General features: G+C 32.0%; 18 protein-coding genes and 1 tRNA gene. 13 read left to right on the top strand and 6 right to left on the bottom strand.

What is annotated here, in order from left to right; genetic code table 11:
* Positions 1-88: 88 nt before the first annotated feature.
* Positions 89-178: transfer RNA gene (locus Q0876_RS07485), tRNA-Leu, on the bottom strand.
* Positions 179-346: 168 nt separating this feature from the next.
* Here Q0876_RS07485 and Q0876_RS07480 point away from each other — a divergent pair.
* Positions 347-1561, top strand: a complete 1215-nt coding sequence (locus tag Q0876_RS07480; protein ID WP_299225703.1) for a site-specific integrase — start codon at positions 347-349, stop codon at positions 1559-1561.
* Between the two features lies 1 nt (position 1562).
* Here Q0876_RS07480 and Q0876_RS07475 read toward each other — a convergent pair whose 3' ends face one another.
* A complete protein-coding gene (locus Q0876_RS07475) occupies positions 1563-2543 on the bottom strand; it encodes a D-cysteine desulfhydrase family protein (RefSeq protein WP_299225700.1) in 981 nt (326 codons plus the stop codon).
* 92 nt (positions 2544-2635) lie between these two features.
* Between Q0876_RS07475 and Q0876_RS07470 the strand changes: the two genes are divergently transcribed.
* The 6 genes from Q0876_RS07470 to Q0876_RS07445 all read left to right on the top strand — a co-directional run bounded on the left by Q0876_RS07470 (position 2636) and on the right by Q0876_RS07445 (position 7558).
* Positions 2636-3550 (top strand): helix-turn-helix transcriptional regulator, encoded by a 915-nt coding sequence (locus tag Q0876_RS07470; RefSeq protein WP_084553660.1) that lies wholly within the window; start codon positions 2636-2638, stop codon positions 3548-3550.
* Positions 3551-3742: 192 nt separating this feature from the next.
* Complete coding sequence (locus Q0876_RS07465) at positions 3743-4570, top strand: RteC domain-containing protein (RefSeq protein WP_299225695.1); 828 nt, start codon at positions 3743-3745, stop codon at positions 4568-4570.
* Positions 4571-4850: 280 nt separating this feature from the next.
* Complete coding sequence (locus Q0876_RS07460) at positions 4851-5132, top strand: helix-turn-helix domain-containing protein (RefSeq protein ID WP_028283588.1); 282 nt, start codon at positions 4851-4853, stop codon at positions 5130-5132.
* 6 nt (positions 5133-5138) lie between these two features.
* The gene (locus Q0876_RS07455) at positions 5139-5786 is read left to right on the top strand and encodes a hypothetical protein (protein WP_299225691.1); all 648 of its coding nucleotides are present in this window, start codon (positions 5139-5141) and stop codon (positions 5784-5786) included.
* The gene (locus Q0876_RS07450) at positions 5770-6426 is read left to right on the top strand and encodes an ATPase (RefSeq protein WP_299225688.1); all 657 of its coding nucleotides are present in this window, start codon (positions 5770-5772) and stop codon (positions 6424-6426) included. Before Q0876_RS07455 ends, Q0876_RS07450 begins: the two co-directional genes overlap by 17 nt.
* Positions 6427-6439: 13 nt before the next feature.
* Positions 6440-7558, top strand: coding sequence for a hypothetical protein (locus Q0876_RS07445; protein WP_299225685.1), 1119 nt, complete (start codon positions 6440-6442; stop codon positions 7556-7558).
* Between the two features lie 75 nt (positions 7559-7633).
* Here the strand turns inward: Q0876_RS07445 and Q0876_RS07440 are convergent, their stop codons facing one another.
* The 4 genes from Q0876_RS07440 to Q0876_RS07430 all read right to left on the bottom strand — a co-directional run bounded on the left by Q0876_RS07440 (position 7634) and on the right by Q0876_RS07430 (position 11245).
* Positions 7634-9331, bottom strand: coding sequence for a DUF2326 domain-containing protein (locus tag Q0876_RS07440; protein ID WP_299225682.1), 1698 nt, complete (start codon positions 9329-9331; stop codon positions 7634-7636).
* Positions 9322-9552: an ABC-three component system middle component 6 gene (locus Q0876_RS15685; RefSeq protein ID WP_367276637.1), complete on the bottom strand. Its 231-nt coding sequence runs from the start codon at positions 9550-9552 to the stop codon at positions 9322-9324. Before Q0876_RS15685 ends, Q0876_RS07440 begins: the two co-directional genes overlap by 10 nt.
* Positions 9549-10373, bottom strand: coding sequence for an ABC-three component system protein (locus Q0876_RS07435; protein WP_299225679.1), 825 nt, complete (start codon positions 10371-10373; stop codon positions 9549-9551). Before Q0876_RS07435 ends, Q0876_RS15685 begins: the two co-directional genes overlap by 4 nt.
* Before the next feature lie 218 nt (positions 10374-10591).
* A complete protein-coding gene (locus Q0876_RS07430) occupies positions 10592-11245 on the bottom strand; it encodes an N-acetylmuramoyl-L-alanine amidase (protein ID WP_299225677.1) in 654 nt (217 codons plus the stop codon).
* 175 nt (positions 11246-11420) lie between these two features.
* On the opposite strand from Q0876_RS07430, the gene Q0876_RS07425 reads away from it, so the two are divergent.
* The 6 genes from Q0876_RS07425 (at position 11421) to traM (ending at position 17399) form a co-directional block, all read left to right on the top strand.
* Positions 11421-11708 (top strand): hypothetical protein, encoded by a 288-nt coding sequence (locus Q0876_RS07425; RefSeq protein ID WP_299225675.1) that lies wholly within the window; start codon positions 11421-11423, stop codon positions 11706-11708.
* Between the two features lie 305 nt (positions 11709-12013).
* The gene (locus Q0876_RS07415; RefSeq protein ID WP_299225670.1) at positions 12014-14416 is read left to right on the top strand and encodes a TraG family conjugative transposon ATPase; all 2403 of its coding nucleotides are present in this window, start codon (positions 12014-12016) and stop codon (positions 14414-14416) included.
* Positions 14417-14421: 5 nt separating this feature from the next.
* Entirely contained in the window at positions 14422-15009 is a 588-nt protein-coding gene (locus tag Q0876_RS07410) for a conjugal transfer protein (protein ID WP_299225668.1), read from the top strand.
* A gap of 2 nt (positions 15010-15011) precedes the next feature.
* Positions 15012-15854 (top strand): hypothetical protein, encoded by an 843-nt coding sequence (locus tag Q0876_RS07405; protein ID WP_299225666.1) that lies wholly within the window; start codon positions 15012-15014, stop codon positions 15852-15854.
* An 11-nt stretch (positions 15855-15865) separates the two neighbouring features.
* On the top strand, positions 15866-16489 hold the full coding sequence (locus Q0876_RS07400) for a conjugal transfer protein TraK (protein WP_299225664.1): 624 nt from the start codon (positions 15866-15868) through the stop codon (positions 16487-16489).
* Positions 16470-17399: a conjugative transposon protein TraM gene (gene traM, locus Q0876_RS07395; protein WP_299225662.1), complete on the top strand. Its 930-nt coding sequence runs from the start codon at positions 16470-16472 to the stop codon at positions 17397-17399. The genes Q0876_RS07400 and traM overlap by 20 nt, the downstream gene beginning before the upstream one ends.
* The last annotated feature ends 25 nt before the right edge of the window (positions 17400-17424 follow it).

The raw sequence follows: 17424 nt of genomic DNA, 5'->3' as shown, positions 1-17424 counted from the left end.
GCCTGTTAAAAGCTTCTTTTCGTTTAGATTAGAAGCTTTTTTATTAACTAAAAAAGCCAACTCTCAAAGAGTCAGCTTTCTAATTAAGTACAGGTGGCGAGACTCGAACTCGCACACCTCGCGGCACTAGATCCTAAGTCTAGCGTATATTGCACCAAAGAAACATAAATACACTCATTTTCAATGATTTAAGTGTTTGTCAATTTTCTTTAAAGTCATATAATATCATATGATATCAATATTTGTTGTACCTATGTTGTACCCAAACGCAGATAATAATTTGTATCTTTACATAAGTACTTAATCAAATGATATCCTGATTTGACTTTCGCAAAACAGGTCAACGATGTCAGCAAGTGCAAAAATAGTTCTACGTAAAAAGCCCAACACCAAAGGGCTTTATCCACTTGCAATTAGAATAACTAAAAATCGACGCTCTACGTATAAGCTTTTAGGTCATTATATAGATTTAGAGGATTGGGATTCAAAAAATAATGAAATAAAAAAATCCCATCCGAATTCTGAAGGTTTAAATAACCTCATAACATCAAAATTATCTGAAGCTAGGAAAGGTCTTATTACTCTACAAACCAACAATAAAGATGCTTCTGCAAATCAAATTAAAAAAGAGATTTACAAACCCACATCAAACCTAACATTTTTTGATTTTGTTGATGAACACCTTGAAGCTCTAGAAGTTGAGGGGAAAATGAATCGTCTTTCTACTGACTCAGCTTGGGTTAGTTATATAGAAAAATATTGTAAAGTAAGACATCTAACTTTTCAAGAAATCGATGAACGGTTTCTCAAAAAATTTAAAATATATTTAAAAGGCAACTGTTCTCTTACCGAAACTACCGCAATGAATGTCATGGTTTTTATTCGTCTGTTATTCAATAGAGCGATTAAGGATAAGGTTGTAAGTAAAGAGCTTTATTGCTTTGGGTCAGGAAAATTCAAAATAAAATTTCCAGAAACTGTCAAAGTTGGACTCTCAGAGAAAGAGTTAAAAGTCATCGAGAGCTTAGATAACCTATCTGATGTAGAACGTCATTCATTGAATGTATGGCTTTTTAGTTTTTACTTTGCTGGAATGAGGGTTTCAGATGTTCTAAAAACAAGATGGTCTCAAATTTATGATGGTAGATTACATTACAGAATGGGTAAAAATTCCAAATTGCTTTCTCTCAAAATACCATTAAAAATCGATATAATTTTAGAGGAATATGTTTGCAATAAGAATTATGATGATGACTTTATATTTCCAGAATTAAAAAAAGCTAATCTTGACGATGCTAAAGACTTATACAATAAAATTAAAACTGCTAATAAAAAATTCAACAAGAACTTAAAGTCTATTGCTCTGAAAGCTGGAATAAATAAGAAAGTAACAATGCACATTGCTCGCCACTCATTCGGAAATATTGCTAGAGACACCATCCACCCATTGATGCTTCAAAAGCTGTATCGTCATAGTGATTTAAAAACTACAATTAATTATCAAGCTAACTTCATTCATACAGAAGCTGATGATGCTTTGGAAAGTGTAATCAACTTTTAAGTTATTTTAAAAGTTCTTCGGAATAATAAAAATTTGCCGGTAAGCCACCTGTATGCCAAAAGAGCACATTAGAGTTTTTTTCTATCTTATTATTTTTAAGATGATCTATCATCCCGTAAAAAGCTCTACCAGAATAAACAGGGTCTAACAATATACCCTCACTTTGAGCCAATTGCTTTATGGCCATCTTTTCGTTTTCAGTAATTACTCCATAACCAGGTTTATCATAATCTCTAATAAGTGTTGCATCTTTAATTGAGTACGTTTTTTGAATACTCAATTCTTTTTGACCTTGATGCAGTATCTCTAAAACAGCATCGTCTAGTGTTTTATCTCCTAAACCAATTTTATCTATACTAATTGGCATTAGTTTTATATCAAGATCGTATAAATCTATACCAAGTTTAAGCCCAGCTTGTGTTCCGCCAGAACTTGATGCAAAGAAAATGTAATCGATTTTCAAGTTATTTTCTAAAAGTTGTTCCTTCAATTCTTTAACAGCATCTAAAAAGCCGTAAGCTCCAAGTAAATTAGATCCACCATAAGGAATTTCGTAAACATTTCTTTTCTGTATTTCTAAATCTTGCTTTAATTTAATTATATCTTCCCCTTTTCTATTATCTCCAGTAAAATGAATTTTAGCTCCTAATAAATGAGAAAGCAATAAATTACCATTGTAATTTTTAGGCTTCTTACCACCTAACAGTAGATGGCATTCTAGTCCTGCTTTAGCACAAGCTGCTGCTGTTTGTCGGCAATGATTAGATTGTTGGGCTCCAGCTGTAATAATCGTATCACATCCTTTACTTAAAGCTTCATAAATAAAAAACTGAAGCTTTCTTACTTTGTTTCCGCCAGATGCTAAACCTGAGTTATCATCTCTTTTGATATACAAATTATAGTTTGGATAGACTTTGGATAAGTTATCCATTCTCTCCAAAGCCGTAGGGAAAAGACCTAGTTTATACTTGTTATTCAGCATTTTACGATTTATAATTTTTGATTCACACTAAGATAAGTTATATTTAGTACTCTCGGAATTTTAAGTTAAAATATTGTTGTACATGTGGTTATATGTTTTACTTAATTCAAAAATATCGATTTGTCCCAGAATACACCTACGCTTCTTCTATGCATTGGGTGGTGCTTTTCTTGTGCATAGTTATTAGCATAATCATAATTTTTCAACTTTTTAATATTGGATTTGGTAAGCGTCAAAACATTAAATCTAAGTATCGATATCTAATTTTAGCTATTATTTTTCTACTATATAATCTTTTGAATGGTTTATTACCAGACGATAACTTTCCTGGTCCTAGATTCCTTCAATACATAATAACTTATTCAATTTCAATTGTAATGTGCATCTATCTAGTTTGGTATTTATATAAAGAATTTAATATTAAAACACCAAATACATTTTTCAAAATAAAGAACTTAATTATTATTCTTTCCCTTTGTTTTGCATTACTTTTTATAATCCCCTATTACTATACAGGCTCTCTAGATTTCGCTAGAAGTCTATTTCTAATTTTCCCTACTATACTTTCCATAGTTTTTATTGTATATTTCTTTCTAGTGATTAAAAAGAAAACTAAAAGAGACCGCTATTTTAAAATTCAAACGAATCTAGGTTTAAGTTCAATTTTCTCTTTAGTTATGCTTCCTGCATTAACTTATTTCGGCGATTTTCAGCCCATAACGCATTCCATAATGACGTCATCATTTTTTTTCGTTACTATAATGGAAGTAAATAGCTATTTATATCGATTAAAGAACACCTACAAATTAGATCAAGATATTGCAGACCTATACGGTCTTACAAATAGAGAAAATGAAATTGTACTTCAGATAATAGAAGGCTACAGTTATAAAAAAATAGCTGAAAATATGTTTATATCCTATGGTACAGTTAGAAAGCACGCTTCTAACATCTTTAACAAATCAAACTGTTCGAGCAGACAAGAACTTATTGATAAAGTGAATTAATAAACTAATCTCAATAGCATTTATGAATTGTGTATAAAATTCACATAGCAAATACGCAAAATTTACACAGTTTATTGTCCTTCATTTATGTATTTCTAACCATCTTTATTAAACTAACCTAAAATCTACCAAATACTATTAAAAGTCAATAGATAATCTATTGGGCACCGCGTGTATAACTAAACTTTTGTGATGGATTTTACTTTACGCAATACTATCTACACTAAGGAACTTGAAAAAATCGAACAAAGTTCTTTATCCATCCTTGACACGTCCAGACAAATCATAATTCTATCTCGCAACACTTTAAATGATTTTAAAAAAGCTATTATTAAAACGGATTTTGTTTCAGTTCCAAAGGAAGTAGAATTCTTCAAACATCAAAAACAAACCTCTTTAATTCAACTTATCTATTATACCGAAATACGTTCTTTTGAACTTCAGTTTCCAAAATCAAATGTTCAAGACCAAGAAAAAGCTTTAAAGAAAAAACTTCGAAAGCTTAATCGGTTCTATTTATACAATATTGATTTCAACCAATATGTTGAAGCTAAACTCCATCACTTTGATAAGCAATATTACACAAGAGGCCATTTAGACCGTTTTTCAATCTCATCATCAAAATTCTATTTTCAAGATCCTGATTTTAGTACGCCACGTGATATGCTTTTAGGTAAGATTAAAGCCTACAAGCTTTTTATGAATTACCTAAAATTAAGGCTTGATAAAATCAAAAATAGAAATTCAACCAATTACGTAAATAATACAAATCTAAAATGGACATCTTCTAAATCTGCATTGACAGAATTAATCTATGCACTTTATTATAATCGCGTAATAAATAATGGAAACGTCGACATAAAAGAAATAGCAATTGCGTTACAAAAAGTATTACAATTTGACCTTGGGGATTTCTACAAAATATTCTCTGAAATCAAATCTCGAAAAATAAGCAGAACCAAATTTTTGGATGATTTATCCAATGGTTTACTCCTACAAATGGATAGCGCAGAAGAATAAAATATCTTCCTTTTTTTAACCACATACGGTTGACCTCCTGCTTTCATAATTTTGTTACAATTATATTCTTTTTTAAATCTAAAATTCACTTATTACAACCCCAAAACGTACCAAATAGCATCAAATTTAATAATGTTAAAATTTGACCGTACTCTGGTCGTACTTGTGATTAAAATCCATCAATACTATTCAAATTTGTAGAACGAAAGTCAAATCAGGTCAAGGACTATCATTTTAGTTGAAAGAAAAATGGTAGTTCTTTTCTAAAAATAGTTCTACTATGCCAGCAACAATTATTACTACAGATGATCTCAGAGATTTTAAACTTGAATTGCTCGACGACATCAAAAAACTATTAAGTAAACAAGCACAAGGTAAACTGAAGAAATATCTAAAATCTTCAGAACTCATGGACTTACTGCAAATTAGCCCTGGCACTCTCCAGAATCTTCGAATTAAAGGCACACTACCCTATACAAAGGTTGGTGGAATTATTTTTTATGATTCCGAAGAAATCCAAAAGGTTATGGACAACAACCGTGTGCATCATAAAACGGAATAAATATGTATGAATTATATAAAACATCTCAATGCTGTATTTCAAAAATTCTATGCAGACAAAAGGCTAAACACAACTCATGTCAGCTTGTATATGGCTTTGTTTCAGTTTTGGAATTTAAACCGATTTCGAGAAGAATTTTACATAGACAGGCAAGAAGTTATGGAACTCTCAAAAATTGGTTCGACAGCAACCTATCATCGCTGTTTAAAACAGATGGATTCATGGAATTATCTAAAATATTTCCCTTCACACAATCCATATAAAGGCAGTAAAATCAAGTTGTTCAATTTCGGTACAACCTCTGAACAAGCTGTGAATGAGTTTGAAACAACTACTGAACAAGCATTGATACATAATACAAACAGTAATAAACAAATAGAAAACATAAATAAAACTAAGCTACCAAAAAATGAATTTGAAGTGATTGATTTTTTTAAAAAGAAAAAATGGCCTGCTAATGAAGCCAAGAAATTCTACAACCACTATCAAGGCATCGGATGGAAAATTGGTGGCAAAATAAAAATTGAAGATTGGTATGCTACAGCGAATAATTGGATGCTAAAAGCCAACGAATTTGAAACTACAGATGCTGTTCAAAAAAAAACGGACAACCTGAGAACCAATAAAAACAAAGATTATGGTCAACCCTTGTAAAATAGTCGAAGAACACAAAACGTATGACATTGGCACGTTTGATGGCAAAGAAGTGATATACGATTTTGAAAAAATCTTAATCTACCTCGATGTTAAAGGAAAAATGCTCTTTGGTAACCAATTTAAAATCTACGAAGAAGACCGACCAATCATCTTAAAACTCTGCCATTATTTCATAAAAGACAAAGAAAATTGCGAGAAAAATGAGATTGACCCAAATAAAGGCATTTTACTTTCTGGTCCTGTTGGCTGTGGTAAAACGAGCCTAATGATTTTGCTAAAAAACATCGTACCGTTACAAAAACCTTACATCCTAATTCCTTCCAGAAACATCGTATTTGGCTTCAATCATATTGGCTATAAAACCATCGAGGATTATGGCTGTAGACAGTTTTTCTGTTTTGATGATTTAGGCGTTGAACCTATTGGAAGACACTACGGAAAGGACTGTAACGTCATGGGCGAAATCTTACTCTCACGTCATGAACTTTTTATAAACCATCATATAAAAACACACGGAACTACAAATCTAAATGCTGAAGAATTGGAAGATTTATATGGCAATAGAGTACGCAGTCGCATGAGAGAATTATTCAATCTTATAGCATTCGATCAAGACACCAGCGATAAACGAAAATAAATATTTAGAAATTATGAAAATAGCAACTTTTAATGTTCAGAACTTATTCCACAGAGACAGAAGTCTTTTAGAAAAACTAACCGAAAATTTAACTGCCGATTGGACAACAGAACTCGACAAACTCATGGTCGAACCTTCTAAATCATTAAACCAACAAGATCGGATTAGAGAACTCTCATTTTTAATAGGTTTTGAAAAATCAAGTCCGCGACCTTATGCGGTTTTGAGACGAAAAGCAGGTTTTCTCTTTATGAAAGGTCTTAGCCATTCCATTGACAACAAAGCAGGTAATCTCACAGATTGGAATGGATGGATAAAACTACAAACTGTTCCTATTCATCCTAAAGCAACACAACATAAAGCACAAGTTATTGCCGACGTAAATCCAGATATTTTACTGCTACAAGAAATTGAGGATAGAGTTTCATTTGAAGACTTTAATCAGCTCATTCTACCAGAATTTGACTGTAAACCTTTTACTCACTCTTTTGTGATTCAAGGCAATGATATGGATAGTTTAGAAATGGGAATAGCATTGCGCCAAGGCTATAATCTCGATGCAGTTAGAACTCACAATATCAATGCAGCAACTAATGACGACTATAAAAATTTGATTGAATATGAAATTAGCACACCATCAAAAGAAACCATTTGGTTATTAAATGCTTATCTAAAAAAGCCAACAAAAGACAGGAAGCTATCCGATAAGATTAGAAAAAAACAAGTTTATAAGATTGCTGAAGTTTATAAAAAGCTAATAGCTGAAGGTAAAACCAATGTCATCATCGCAGGTACATTTAACGCGCCATCTTATTGTAATTCTTTATCGCCTTTAATTCAAGACACAGACTTAAAAGATATTACAAAACATCTCTCTTTTGAAGTGGATATTGATAAGGGAAACGATGGTACTTACTTTAGATTAGGTGCTTACAGAATGGGTGTTAATATTAAGCAGAAAGATTACATGTTGTTCTCTCCAACTTTATTTAATAAGATGAAAGATAGTGGCTTAAATCGCAAAGCGATGTGGCCAGAAAAACATCCGCAATGGTCTATCTACAAATCCGTTTCTAAAAGAAATGTTGCTGCTAGTGAGCATCCTTTGGTTTGGGGGAAAATTGAATTATAGCTTAGAAAAAAATTGAACAGAAATGTAATTTTACATGAATATTTACACAATACTTTATTGTGTCCAATTTGTTTTCTAGATTTTAAATAATTTACTTTCTTGAGATAGTTTTAATACTTCATAAATGGAAATATTCATATCTGACGGAAGTTTATCCCTAAGAACTGGTGCTATATACTGACAATTTATTTCATTTATAATAGTAGTCATCAAATTCAAAATTTGGTTTCCATGTACTGTTTCTATCTGGTCATGAATAATGAAATGTAGGGATTCAATATCAAGCGAATCAGCAAATTGAATATATGCTAAATCAAAAGCAGCAATTTGCCCTTTCTTTTTTCCCGTTCCCAAATTTCCACTAAGGCTTGTTATATTTAATTCATAGCCTTTTTCTGATTTATCAGAACTCATAACGAACTGTTCTCCGTATAACTTATTAGAAATTGATGAAAAATACTTATTGAATTCGGATATTCTCTCTTGTATTAAACCGTCTTTATCAGTAATTGATTTATCTATTTCATCCAAATCATCAGAAATTTCATCTAACTTATCCATGGATTTCTCCCATAATCTTTTCAATTCTTCGAGACTACCTTTTTTTTCATAAGCTATGTTAAGGCTTGTAATTATTTCTTGTAATTCTGAAACTGCACCTGACTTTTTTAGCTTTGTAGTAAATTTTTCTTCGTTAATTAATAATTCTTGAAGCTCTCTCCTCTTGGATATTATTGATTCATTTAGTGAAGGAAGTTCTTCAGTTATGAAATTAATTTTTTCTGAAAGCATTGAATTATGAAAATTCAATGTTTCTTCAAACGACTTTTGGATTGAAGGATTTAAAATTTTAGCTTCTTCATATAAAAATTGAATCTGTGAGGCATCAATATTAGAATATTCTTTTTCAAGTTCGGATTTACTTTCTTCAATGAGCTCTTTCCTTATTTCTGTTTTACTTATATCAGTTGAAATTTTATTGATTTGAGATTTTATAGTATTCAATGACGATAAATCATTGTCATAATTTTCATTTATATTGAAATTCTCCTTGGTAATTTCCAATTCTGAAATTGAACGATTAACAACAGTTAATGATTGTTTAATCTGAGATAGATTACTCTCTTTGCGTAATCTTTTTTGTAAGTTCTCTTCAATTTTCTTTTGTGAAAGTAATCGTTGCTTCTTGTCTGCATCATCCAAATCGATACCTAACCAAAAAAGATATAATGGTTCGTACTCATCAGCAGTAGTGTTAAAATGCAATACTTTTACTGCATTAACAAGTCTGTTTTTTTCATCTCGAATATTTTTGGCGATAAGTTGTCTGAAAGTTGGTTTTAGTTTCTCCGAATGAAAAATTAATTTCTTTAATTCTTTTTTGAAATTTTCATCATTGAATGGCTCTCCATCTATTTCTTGGATTTTCTCTTTTCTAGCCAAAAAATTTCTACGTATTGTAATTTCTCTTGATTTAGGAACATCTAAATCTTCTTTTAGAACTAAAGTAATTATAATGTTGTTTCCTTTAAGAAAGGTTTCAATTACATTGTTTCCTTTGCTTTTAAATTCTTGATCTTGATAAATGTTTTTTCCTTTGCCACCAAGACAAAAATCGATAAGCCTTATAACAGTTGTTTTCCCTACATTATTACCAGATTCTTGTTCATTATCTGAGTTAGTTTCATCTACAATTAAATTTATTCCTTTATGAAAAGGAATATCTCTAATGATATTTTTATCATTTTCTATTTTTAAAAGCTTTAGAAACATTTTTCTATTTTTCCTTTTTTGATGTCTACAACTCCATTTAGAAACAACCAATCTAAACTGAGAGTAAATATATTCATTGTAATTGGATGATTATCTCGAATTCCACGATATACTTCTAAGAAATCGGAATTTTTATCATCAGACCTTATCAGTTCATTAATAATTAACGAACCTATAAAATATAGTGAATGTTCTGGATTTATGTCTTTATTTAAAATCATTTAGGCTCCTCCAAAATTTTACATCTAACAAATGCATCAACAATAATAATTTTCATACCAACATTTACAGCTTCAAAAGGAATATCTTCTTTAGCATTTGGGCTTTTTTCATATAATTCCCATAAATATTTTTCGACAAGTTCAATTAATTTATCTGCATTTTTTCGAATGTTTTCAATACTAGTATCTATTTCAAGTAATTCTCCTTTGGCTTTTAAATATAATTTATTGATATTTTGTAAAAGCAATTCTTTTTTAAAAGAACCTTGCTTTTCAATTTCAGAGTAAATTTTATTCAATTTTCCATGATAAACTTTATACTCTTCAAGAATTGGTTTATAAACCACAACTTCATTATAAGTGATTTTTTTATCAGGACTATAAATATTAGTTGAAGTCAGCATATCGACATTTTCTATGTCTATTGAACTGATGTGATTAATAATCAAAGCTAAAGATGAAGGGTATTTATTTAAAATATCTGATGCACCAATTTTTCTCAAAACTTCTTTCTCATGGTCTTGTTTCATCTTTTTTAATGATAAAACCGTGTGTTTTGAAACATCATTAGTTGTAAGATGATGGTTAGCACATAGCAAAATTAAATTTTCATAACTAGCTCTTTCTTTATCAGTCATATTAGGATCATATCTTTCTCCTCCTTTTTCTGCACCTGCAATATGACATATATTTGAAAGATTTGTATCGTTCTCTGGGTTTGTAAAAGTTATAGGGCAACCAGGAAATGCACATTGGTTACCTGATAAACTGAAAAGTCTAGTTCTTGTTAGTTGACTATAATTTCTTGGTCCTTTTCCCATTAAACAAATGTAAGTAATTCTTTAATTTAAAAAATAGTTTAATAGATTGTTAGCTAACAATTTTTTAAAGCATTTAACACTCCTGAATATTTTAAAGAATAACTATATCTATAATCTTTCCCTAAAGCATTAATTCTATTTTCATTTTTGGAATAAAATATTAAAAAACACAACTAAAATTTCTTTTAAAATCTTAACAATCGCAATCATAAACTCACTCATAACCCCAAAAATTTAATAATCGATTGAAGTATAACCAAAGCAACAGCACTTTGAGACTCTTCTTTAGATAAATATATCGCCTCATCAGTTTGAGATAAAAATCCAAGTTCTAAAAGAACCGTTGCATTACTATTGTCGTTATCTCGTAACACCTGAAAATTTCCATATTTTAATCCTCTGTTTTTAATGCCAAGTATATCTGCCAATCCTTTTTGTATCATAAATCCTAAATAGGCAGATTCTTCGGCTTGCACTTCGCTTTTAGGATGAATGAAAACTTCTGTTCCTGATGCTGTTCTGTTTATGGCTTGATTACAATGTATCGAAATGAATATATCAGCTTTTAGTTTTTTGGATAGTTCGGTTCTATCACTAAGTGATATCAATGTGTCTGTGTATCTCGTTAAAAATAACACTATAGGGTTTTCAAATAAGGTGTTATTTAGCACCACTATTTTAGAAGCAATACCCAAAGCAATATCTTTTTCCTTTATACCAGTTCTGGTTGTTGCACCAGCGTCTTTTCCACCATGTCCAGGATCTATAACTACAATAGGATTCCTAACTTGGTCTTTACCATTTTGTGTATAAGTAAGATTTAAAAAAACTAGACAAAATAGTAAGAGTGTAATTTGATTTAATGTGTTCATAATAATCGTTTTAGATTACACAATATTCAAGAAATCAATCACTTCCTTAATAATCTTTAAAAGTTTAACACCAACTCGCGTTAAAATTTAGAGATTTTCTTCCTTCATCTTCATTTCATAATAGATTTCATAAAGTAAAATTAGAAACTGCCTCTACAGGCTAAACCAAATAATTATGAAAAAATCAATTTTTATCTTACTCGCATTCTTGATGACATCAGCATCAAGCTTTGCACAAATTGGTGGTATTGAAGATTCTGTAAATGATGTTTCAGATACTATCAGAGCCATTTTCCCAATCATTCTAGGTGTCATCTTCCTTGTTGGATTTCTATTTAATGCTGGTCATTTCTTTGGCGAAAACGCAGACCTTAAAAAAGGGATTACTCGTGTTTTAGTATTTGTTCTCATAGCTGGTGCTGTGGTAGGCATCTTCACTTACTTAATAACAATAGTAGTTTAATGACCCTCATCGAGGGCTTTATTAGAAAAGCTGTATGAAAAAGTACGAAGTCTATAAAAACATTAGGAAACGGGCAGTCATTTTTGGATTGCCCATTTCCCTGTTTGCCTTAATGACGGTTTCTATATTAGCATCATTATTAATTATCATCTTCTCTTTCAGTTTTGTGTTGATAATTGGCATTCTGATTTTCAATTCAGCCTTATATGTTGCCTTGACGCGCATAACCCACAATCCACAACTTTTTCAGATGGCAAAAGCCTTCCCAAGAATTATAAGCAACAAAAGAAATTCCGGCTTCGATTATGAACAAGATTAATATTTCAGCGTATCAACCCATTGTAGATATTCAAGACCATATCGTGTTTGCCAATAATGGCAATGTGGTTTTATGCTATGAAGGTAATCTGCCAGAAATCTATTCCTTATCCGAAAAGGATTTTGAAGATATGCATGGTGCATGGTTTCAAGCTTTGAAATCCTTACCTATTGGAACTGTTGTCCATAAACAAGACATCTACCTAAAAAAAACGTATGCTTCGGAACAACTTCCAAATAACACCTTTTTAGAAAAAGTCACACACCAGCATTTTAAAGGTCGCGGACATATTGAGCACAAATGTTATTTGTTCTTCATATTAACCAAAAACAAGGCTCTCAATAATCCGAAATACGTCAATCCCTTCAGAAAAATTTCAAAAGGCATTGTACAAGAATTGGACGATAACATTAAGAGCTTCGCAAACGCTGTAAACGATTCGGTTTCCTTTATAAATAATAGTAGAAAAATAGAATTCCTTCCACTAAATACAGAAGACATTCAGCAATTAACGAGCAGTTATTTCAATGGTTTCAATGAAGGATTCGATACAGATATTTTATTTGAAAAGAAAAACGTCAATATAGGCGAAAACCATTTTGATGCGCTTGCCATCAACAGCGAATTATGCTTTGGCGAAAATGTACAAAGTAGCAAAACCAATGAGAAATTCACTTCGGACGATTTTGTATTTCATCAAGGATTTATTGATGGTCTAGGTCTAACTCTTAATGAAAATCATATTGTTAACCAGATACTCTATTTGGATGACAAACAGAAGTGGCGCAAGCTACTAGATAAGAAAATAGAGGAACTTAATAAAAGTTCCAATTTTGGTTCACAGAACAAAGTGGTGCTTGGTAAAATTCAGCACATTTTGGACCAAATCAATGCAGATGATAATTCACGAATCATACGTGGTCATCTCAATATTGTGTATTGGTCTAAGGATGCTAAAGAACTAGATAAAATAACTTCTAAGATTAAAACCGAATTTAAGGAACTGGATATCATTCCTTATTATCCAAGAGGCGAGGAACGTAAAAATTACATACTGAATAGCTATTGCTGTTTTTCGTCTAATTTCTCGAACAACGATCTATACGTAACTGATTTAAAGCATGCCCTTTGCTTGTTTATAAATAACACCAATTACAAATCGGATAAAACAGGCATCATCTTTAATGATAGAGAGCATAATATTCCGGTATTAAAAGATGTTTGGGATGAAAAAAAGAAGCGAATCAAGGCTAGAAATTTTGCCATTTTCGCACCTACAGGCGAAGGCAAATCATTTTTGGCGAATAACATTCTGCGCCAATATTTTGAAAGTGGTGTTCGCTTAGTTGTTATTGATTTGGGTGGTTCTTATACCAAATTCGCCAAGCTCTATCCTGAAAAATATACCGTATTACGATACGAAAGCGGAAAGAACTTAGGTATCAATCCCTTTTATATTAGTGATGTAAATGATTTAACACCGGAACGGTTAGAGGATTTATCGGTATTCCTTTTTGAATTGTTTGCTTCGGATTTAAAAGTAACTAAAGCGCAATCAGTTTCGGTTAAAAAGATACTGCGCCATTATTACAATAGCACTTCAGAAAATCATTCATTGGAAGGTTATTACAACTTTATAGAAAGGCACCAGGAAAATCTTCTGAGCACATTAAAAATCCATCCCGACTACTTTAATGTTACAAGCTTTCTGCATGTGATGTCTGAGTATGTTGGCGATGGTCTATATAGTTTTCTATTTGAGGTCAGCGAAGACCAAACTTATAAAATAGAAGACAAACGATTAATTGTTTTTGAACTCGACGAAGTAAAGGACAACAAGGAAATCCTGTCTGTAATGTTGAAGCTGATTAAATCTGCCATCCAAAGAACCATTTGGAAAAACAGAGCTGAAAAAGGTATCATCTTATTTGATGAGTTTGCCAAACAACTGAAGTTTGAAAATGTTCTTGAAAGTGTAGAGTTCTACTATCAAGCTATCCGAAAACAAAATGGCGCTATTGGTATTATTCTGCAATCCATTAATCAGCTTCCGAATAATTCAACATCCGCAAGCATATTAGAAAACACGCAAGTTATCTACAGTCTGAATAATGAAAAAGGTTATGATGAACTGGTTAAAAGACTCAACCTCTCTAGCCATGATCTGAACCAATTAAAATCTATAAAAAACAATCTTTCTGGACAAAGGAAGTACACCGAAATGTTCATCAAAATCGGAAAGGAAAGCAACATTTTTAGGCTCGAAGTTCCAAAAGAAGTGTATGCAGCCTATTTAACCGATGGACGAGAAAATGAGGACATCATGAAGCTCTACGAAGAGCATCACGATATGCAAAAAGCAATAATTCAATTCACATCTAAAAATTAAAAGCAATGAAAACAAAAATCAAAACAGTAATAATCGGGTTAATCTTTAGTATTGCCTTTTTATTGCCTAGCGGTGCTACCGCCCAAGGTATGCCCACTTATGACAATACCAATTTTATCAGTTTGGTAAAACAACTTGTAGAATCTGGCAAACAGACCGCTCAAATGATTAAGTCTGTGAAATTTCTAAAAGATGCAAAAGAAGCCATAGAAAAAGTGTCGAGTGTGGTGCAGCAACTCAGAGCGGTTGAGGAAATTGCGCAAAACAACCAGCGACTTATTCAGGTTATGCAAAACGATTTGCAAGACATTTTGAACTCGCCTTATATAAAACCTGAAGAAGTTACACGAATTGCAGAATCATTCGATGCGATAGTCCAAAACTCATTGGACACCGTTGAATTTATGGGCGAAATTTTATCCAGCGATAATCTTAAAATGACCGATGCCGAACGTGCAGAAGTTCTTAAAAAGAAGGAACAGGAATCCAAAGAAATGGTATCTAATATAACTACAAAAACAAAACGATACAGAGACATTATTTCCTTCAGAAAAATGCAGGATAAAGTCAATAATCGCGAAACAAACTATTAAAAATGACCGCAACCATCATTTTAGGAATTGGGCTAGAATATATCGACACGGTATTTCAAACCATACAGAACAGCAGTTTTTCGCAATATACCATTGCAGGAATGAAAACGCTTGCTGTATTGTTTTTTCTGGTCAATATCCTAAAAAAATACAATGAAGGTATTGTGGATAAAGATGGCTATTCTTGGGGATTGAGTCCAGGCGAACTCGCAAAGAATTTTGCTGTGGTGCTATTGGTTATTTTTTCAACGCAGGTGTTAGGGTTTTTCGATGGTATTTTAGTTGCTATTGAAGGACAATATCGAGGGACTGCACCTGCGTTATTACCATTGCAATTACAGGATTTACCGCTTGAAGAAGAAGTCGGTTTATTAGATGCTGCAAGTATGGCAATGACGTTGCTTTATGAAGCTTTAGTAACACCACTTTATGGATTCAAGATATTAGCTTTTATGCTGAGTACCATTTTATGGATTCTTGACCTGTTTATCTACCCTCTATTTTTAGCAGAACGTTTCTTTCTTTTAGGCATTATGCAAGCATTTTTCCCATTGGTTATAAGTTTAGCTGTATTTGAAAAATTCCGCTCTCTTGCCTACACATTTTTCAAACTCTATGCAGCAGTTTATATGTTAGTGCCAGCATTTTTTCTGGTCAATGTATTTGTCAATGCTATCTATACTGAAATAAACACCAACTTCTGGACCAACTTGTTTGGTACCGATTTTGGCCAGGGCTTTTTTGCACCTGTGGTACAATTAGGTTCGGTTGGCTTTATCGTATTCCTGAAGTTCAAGTTATATAAACGCGCTACATCTTTCACTCTTAGATTGTTTACCAGCTAATTCAACCCACAATGAAAACACCTTATAAAAACATATACAACGTTCTAAAATTGAATCGATTTATCGTTTTGGCAGTAGTCGTTTGTGCATTGCTATCTAGTACTTTTTCGGTTTGGATGGCATTTAATACAAATAAAAATGCGATGAATAGTGCTTTTGCCATTAATACAGATGGCAGTATCATTCCGCTGAAACTCGTTAACCAAAAAGAAAATTTTAAGGTTGAAGCTTTGGCACATTTAGAACTGTTTCACAACTACTTCTATAATATCGATGCAAGCAATTATGAAAAAAATCTTAAAAAGGCACTTTGGCTTGGTAATAGTTCAGTCGATAACTTATATCGTCAGAAAAAAGCTGATGGTGTCTATAATCGATTATTGCAATATTCCTTAGTACAAAAAGTACTGAGCATCGAGTCGCAGATAACAGAAAATAATGGCACGTATGGTTTTACTTCAACCACCATTTTTGAAATCAACAGAGGTTCAATAATCGACACATATGAATTGGTTTCCACCGGAAACCTAATTATGGTTGACCGAAACTTTCCCAATAATCCACACGGACTTTTAATTACAAATTATTTCGAAAACACTCTAAAAAAATTAAGCGATGAAAGTAGAAAAGAATAAAATCGTATTTATAGCAGTATTAGCTATTGTTTTCATATTCCTGATTTCCTATTCCGTGGTGGTAATGGGCGATGATGACAATGAGAATGGAAACCTAGAACAGACCTTGATACCAGATTTGGAAGAAAATCAAAAAGAGTATGATTCTAAGTTAGATGCTCTTAATGATTTAAAAGAAGTACGCGAAACCAATGCACCCAGCATCTATGATGAAAAATTAATTGATTCTATGGGTTATTACGATCCAGAACTTCCAGAACGTGAAAGAAAACGTATTGTAGATAGTATTTATGATGTAGGCAAAATTCAATATTCTGATAAAAAATATCAAAACTTCGGACAGAAGAAAGTCGAAAAGAAGCAACCTATAGAAATTGATTCTTCAGAAATACTTAGAGAACTTAAAATTCAAGCTAAAGAATTAGGCCTTGAGCATCAACTGTTTTTTGCAGCTGCACCAAAACCCAATGAGCTTTCAATTATCGGCAATACAGACGCAACCATTTACGTGGTTGTTGATGGCGACCAAATTGTAAAGGCTAATACTAGACTGAGAATGCGACTTACTAAAGCTGCAACAATAAATGGTAAACAAATGCCCAAGAACACCTTTTTATTCGGGTTCATAAGCTTTCAGCCTAATCGTGCTTTAATTGAAATTGAAAATATCAATCATCATCCCACAAAACTCAAGGCTTTCGACTTACAAGATGGTAGTGAAGGCATATATGTTGAAAACAACTTTAGAGCTGAAGCAACGAATGAAGTTCTAGACGATGTTATTGGCGATATCAATATCCCAACTGTTCCACAAGTAGGTGGTATTACTAAGGTACTAAGACGCAGTAATCGAAATGTAAAGGTTACCGTATTAAACAATTATAAACTTATTCTAAAACCAAAATTATGACCCATAATGGGTATTTAAAAACGCT

Source organism: uncultured Psychroserpens sp. (genome assembly GCF_947503375.1).
Classification (GTDB): domain Bacteria; phylum Bacteroidota; class Bacteroidia; order Flavobacteriales; family Flavobacteriaceae; genus Psychroserpens.
The sequence above is the reverse complement of the archived record's forward strand: the minus strand, read 5'-3'. Positions and strand labels throughout refer to the sequence as shown.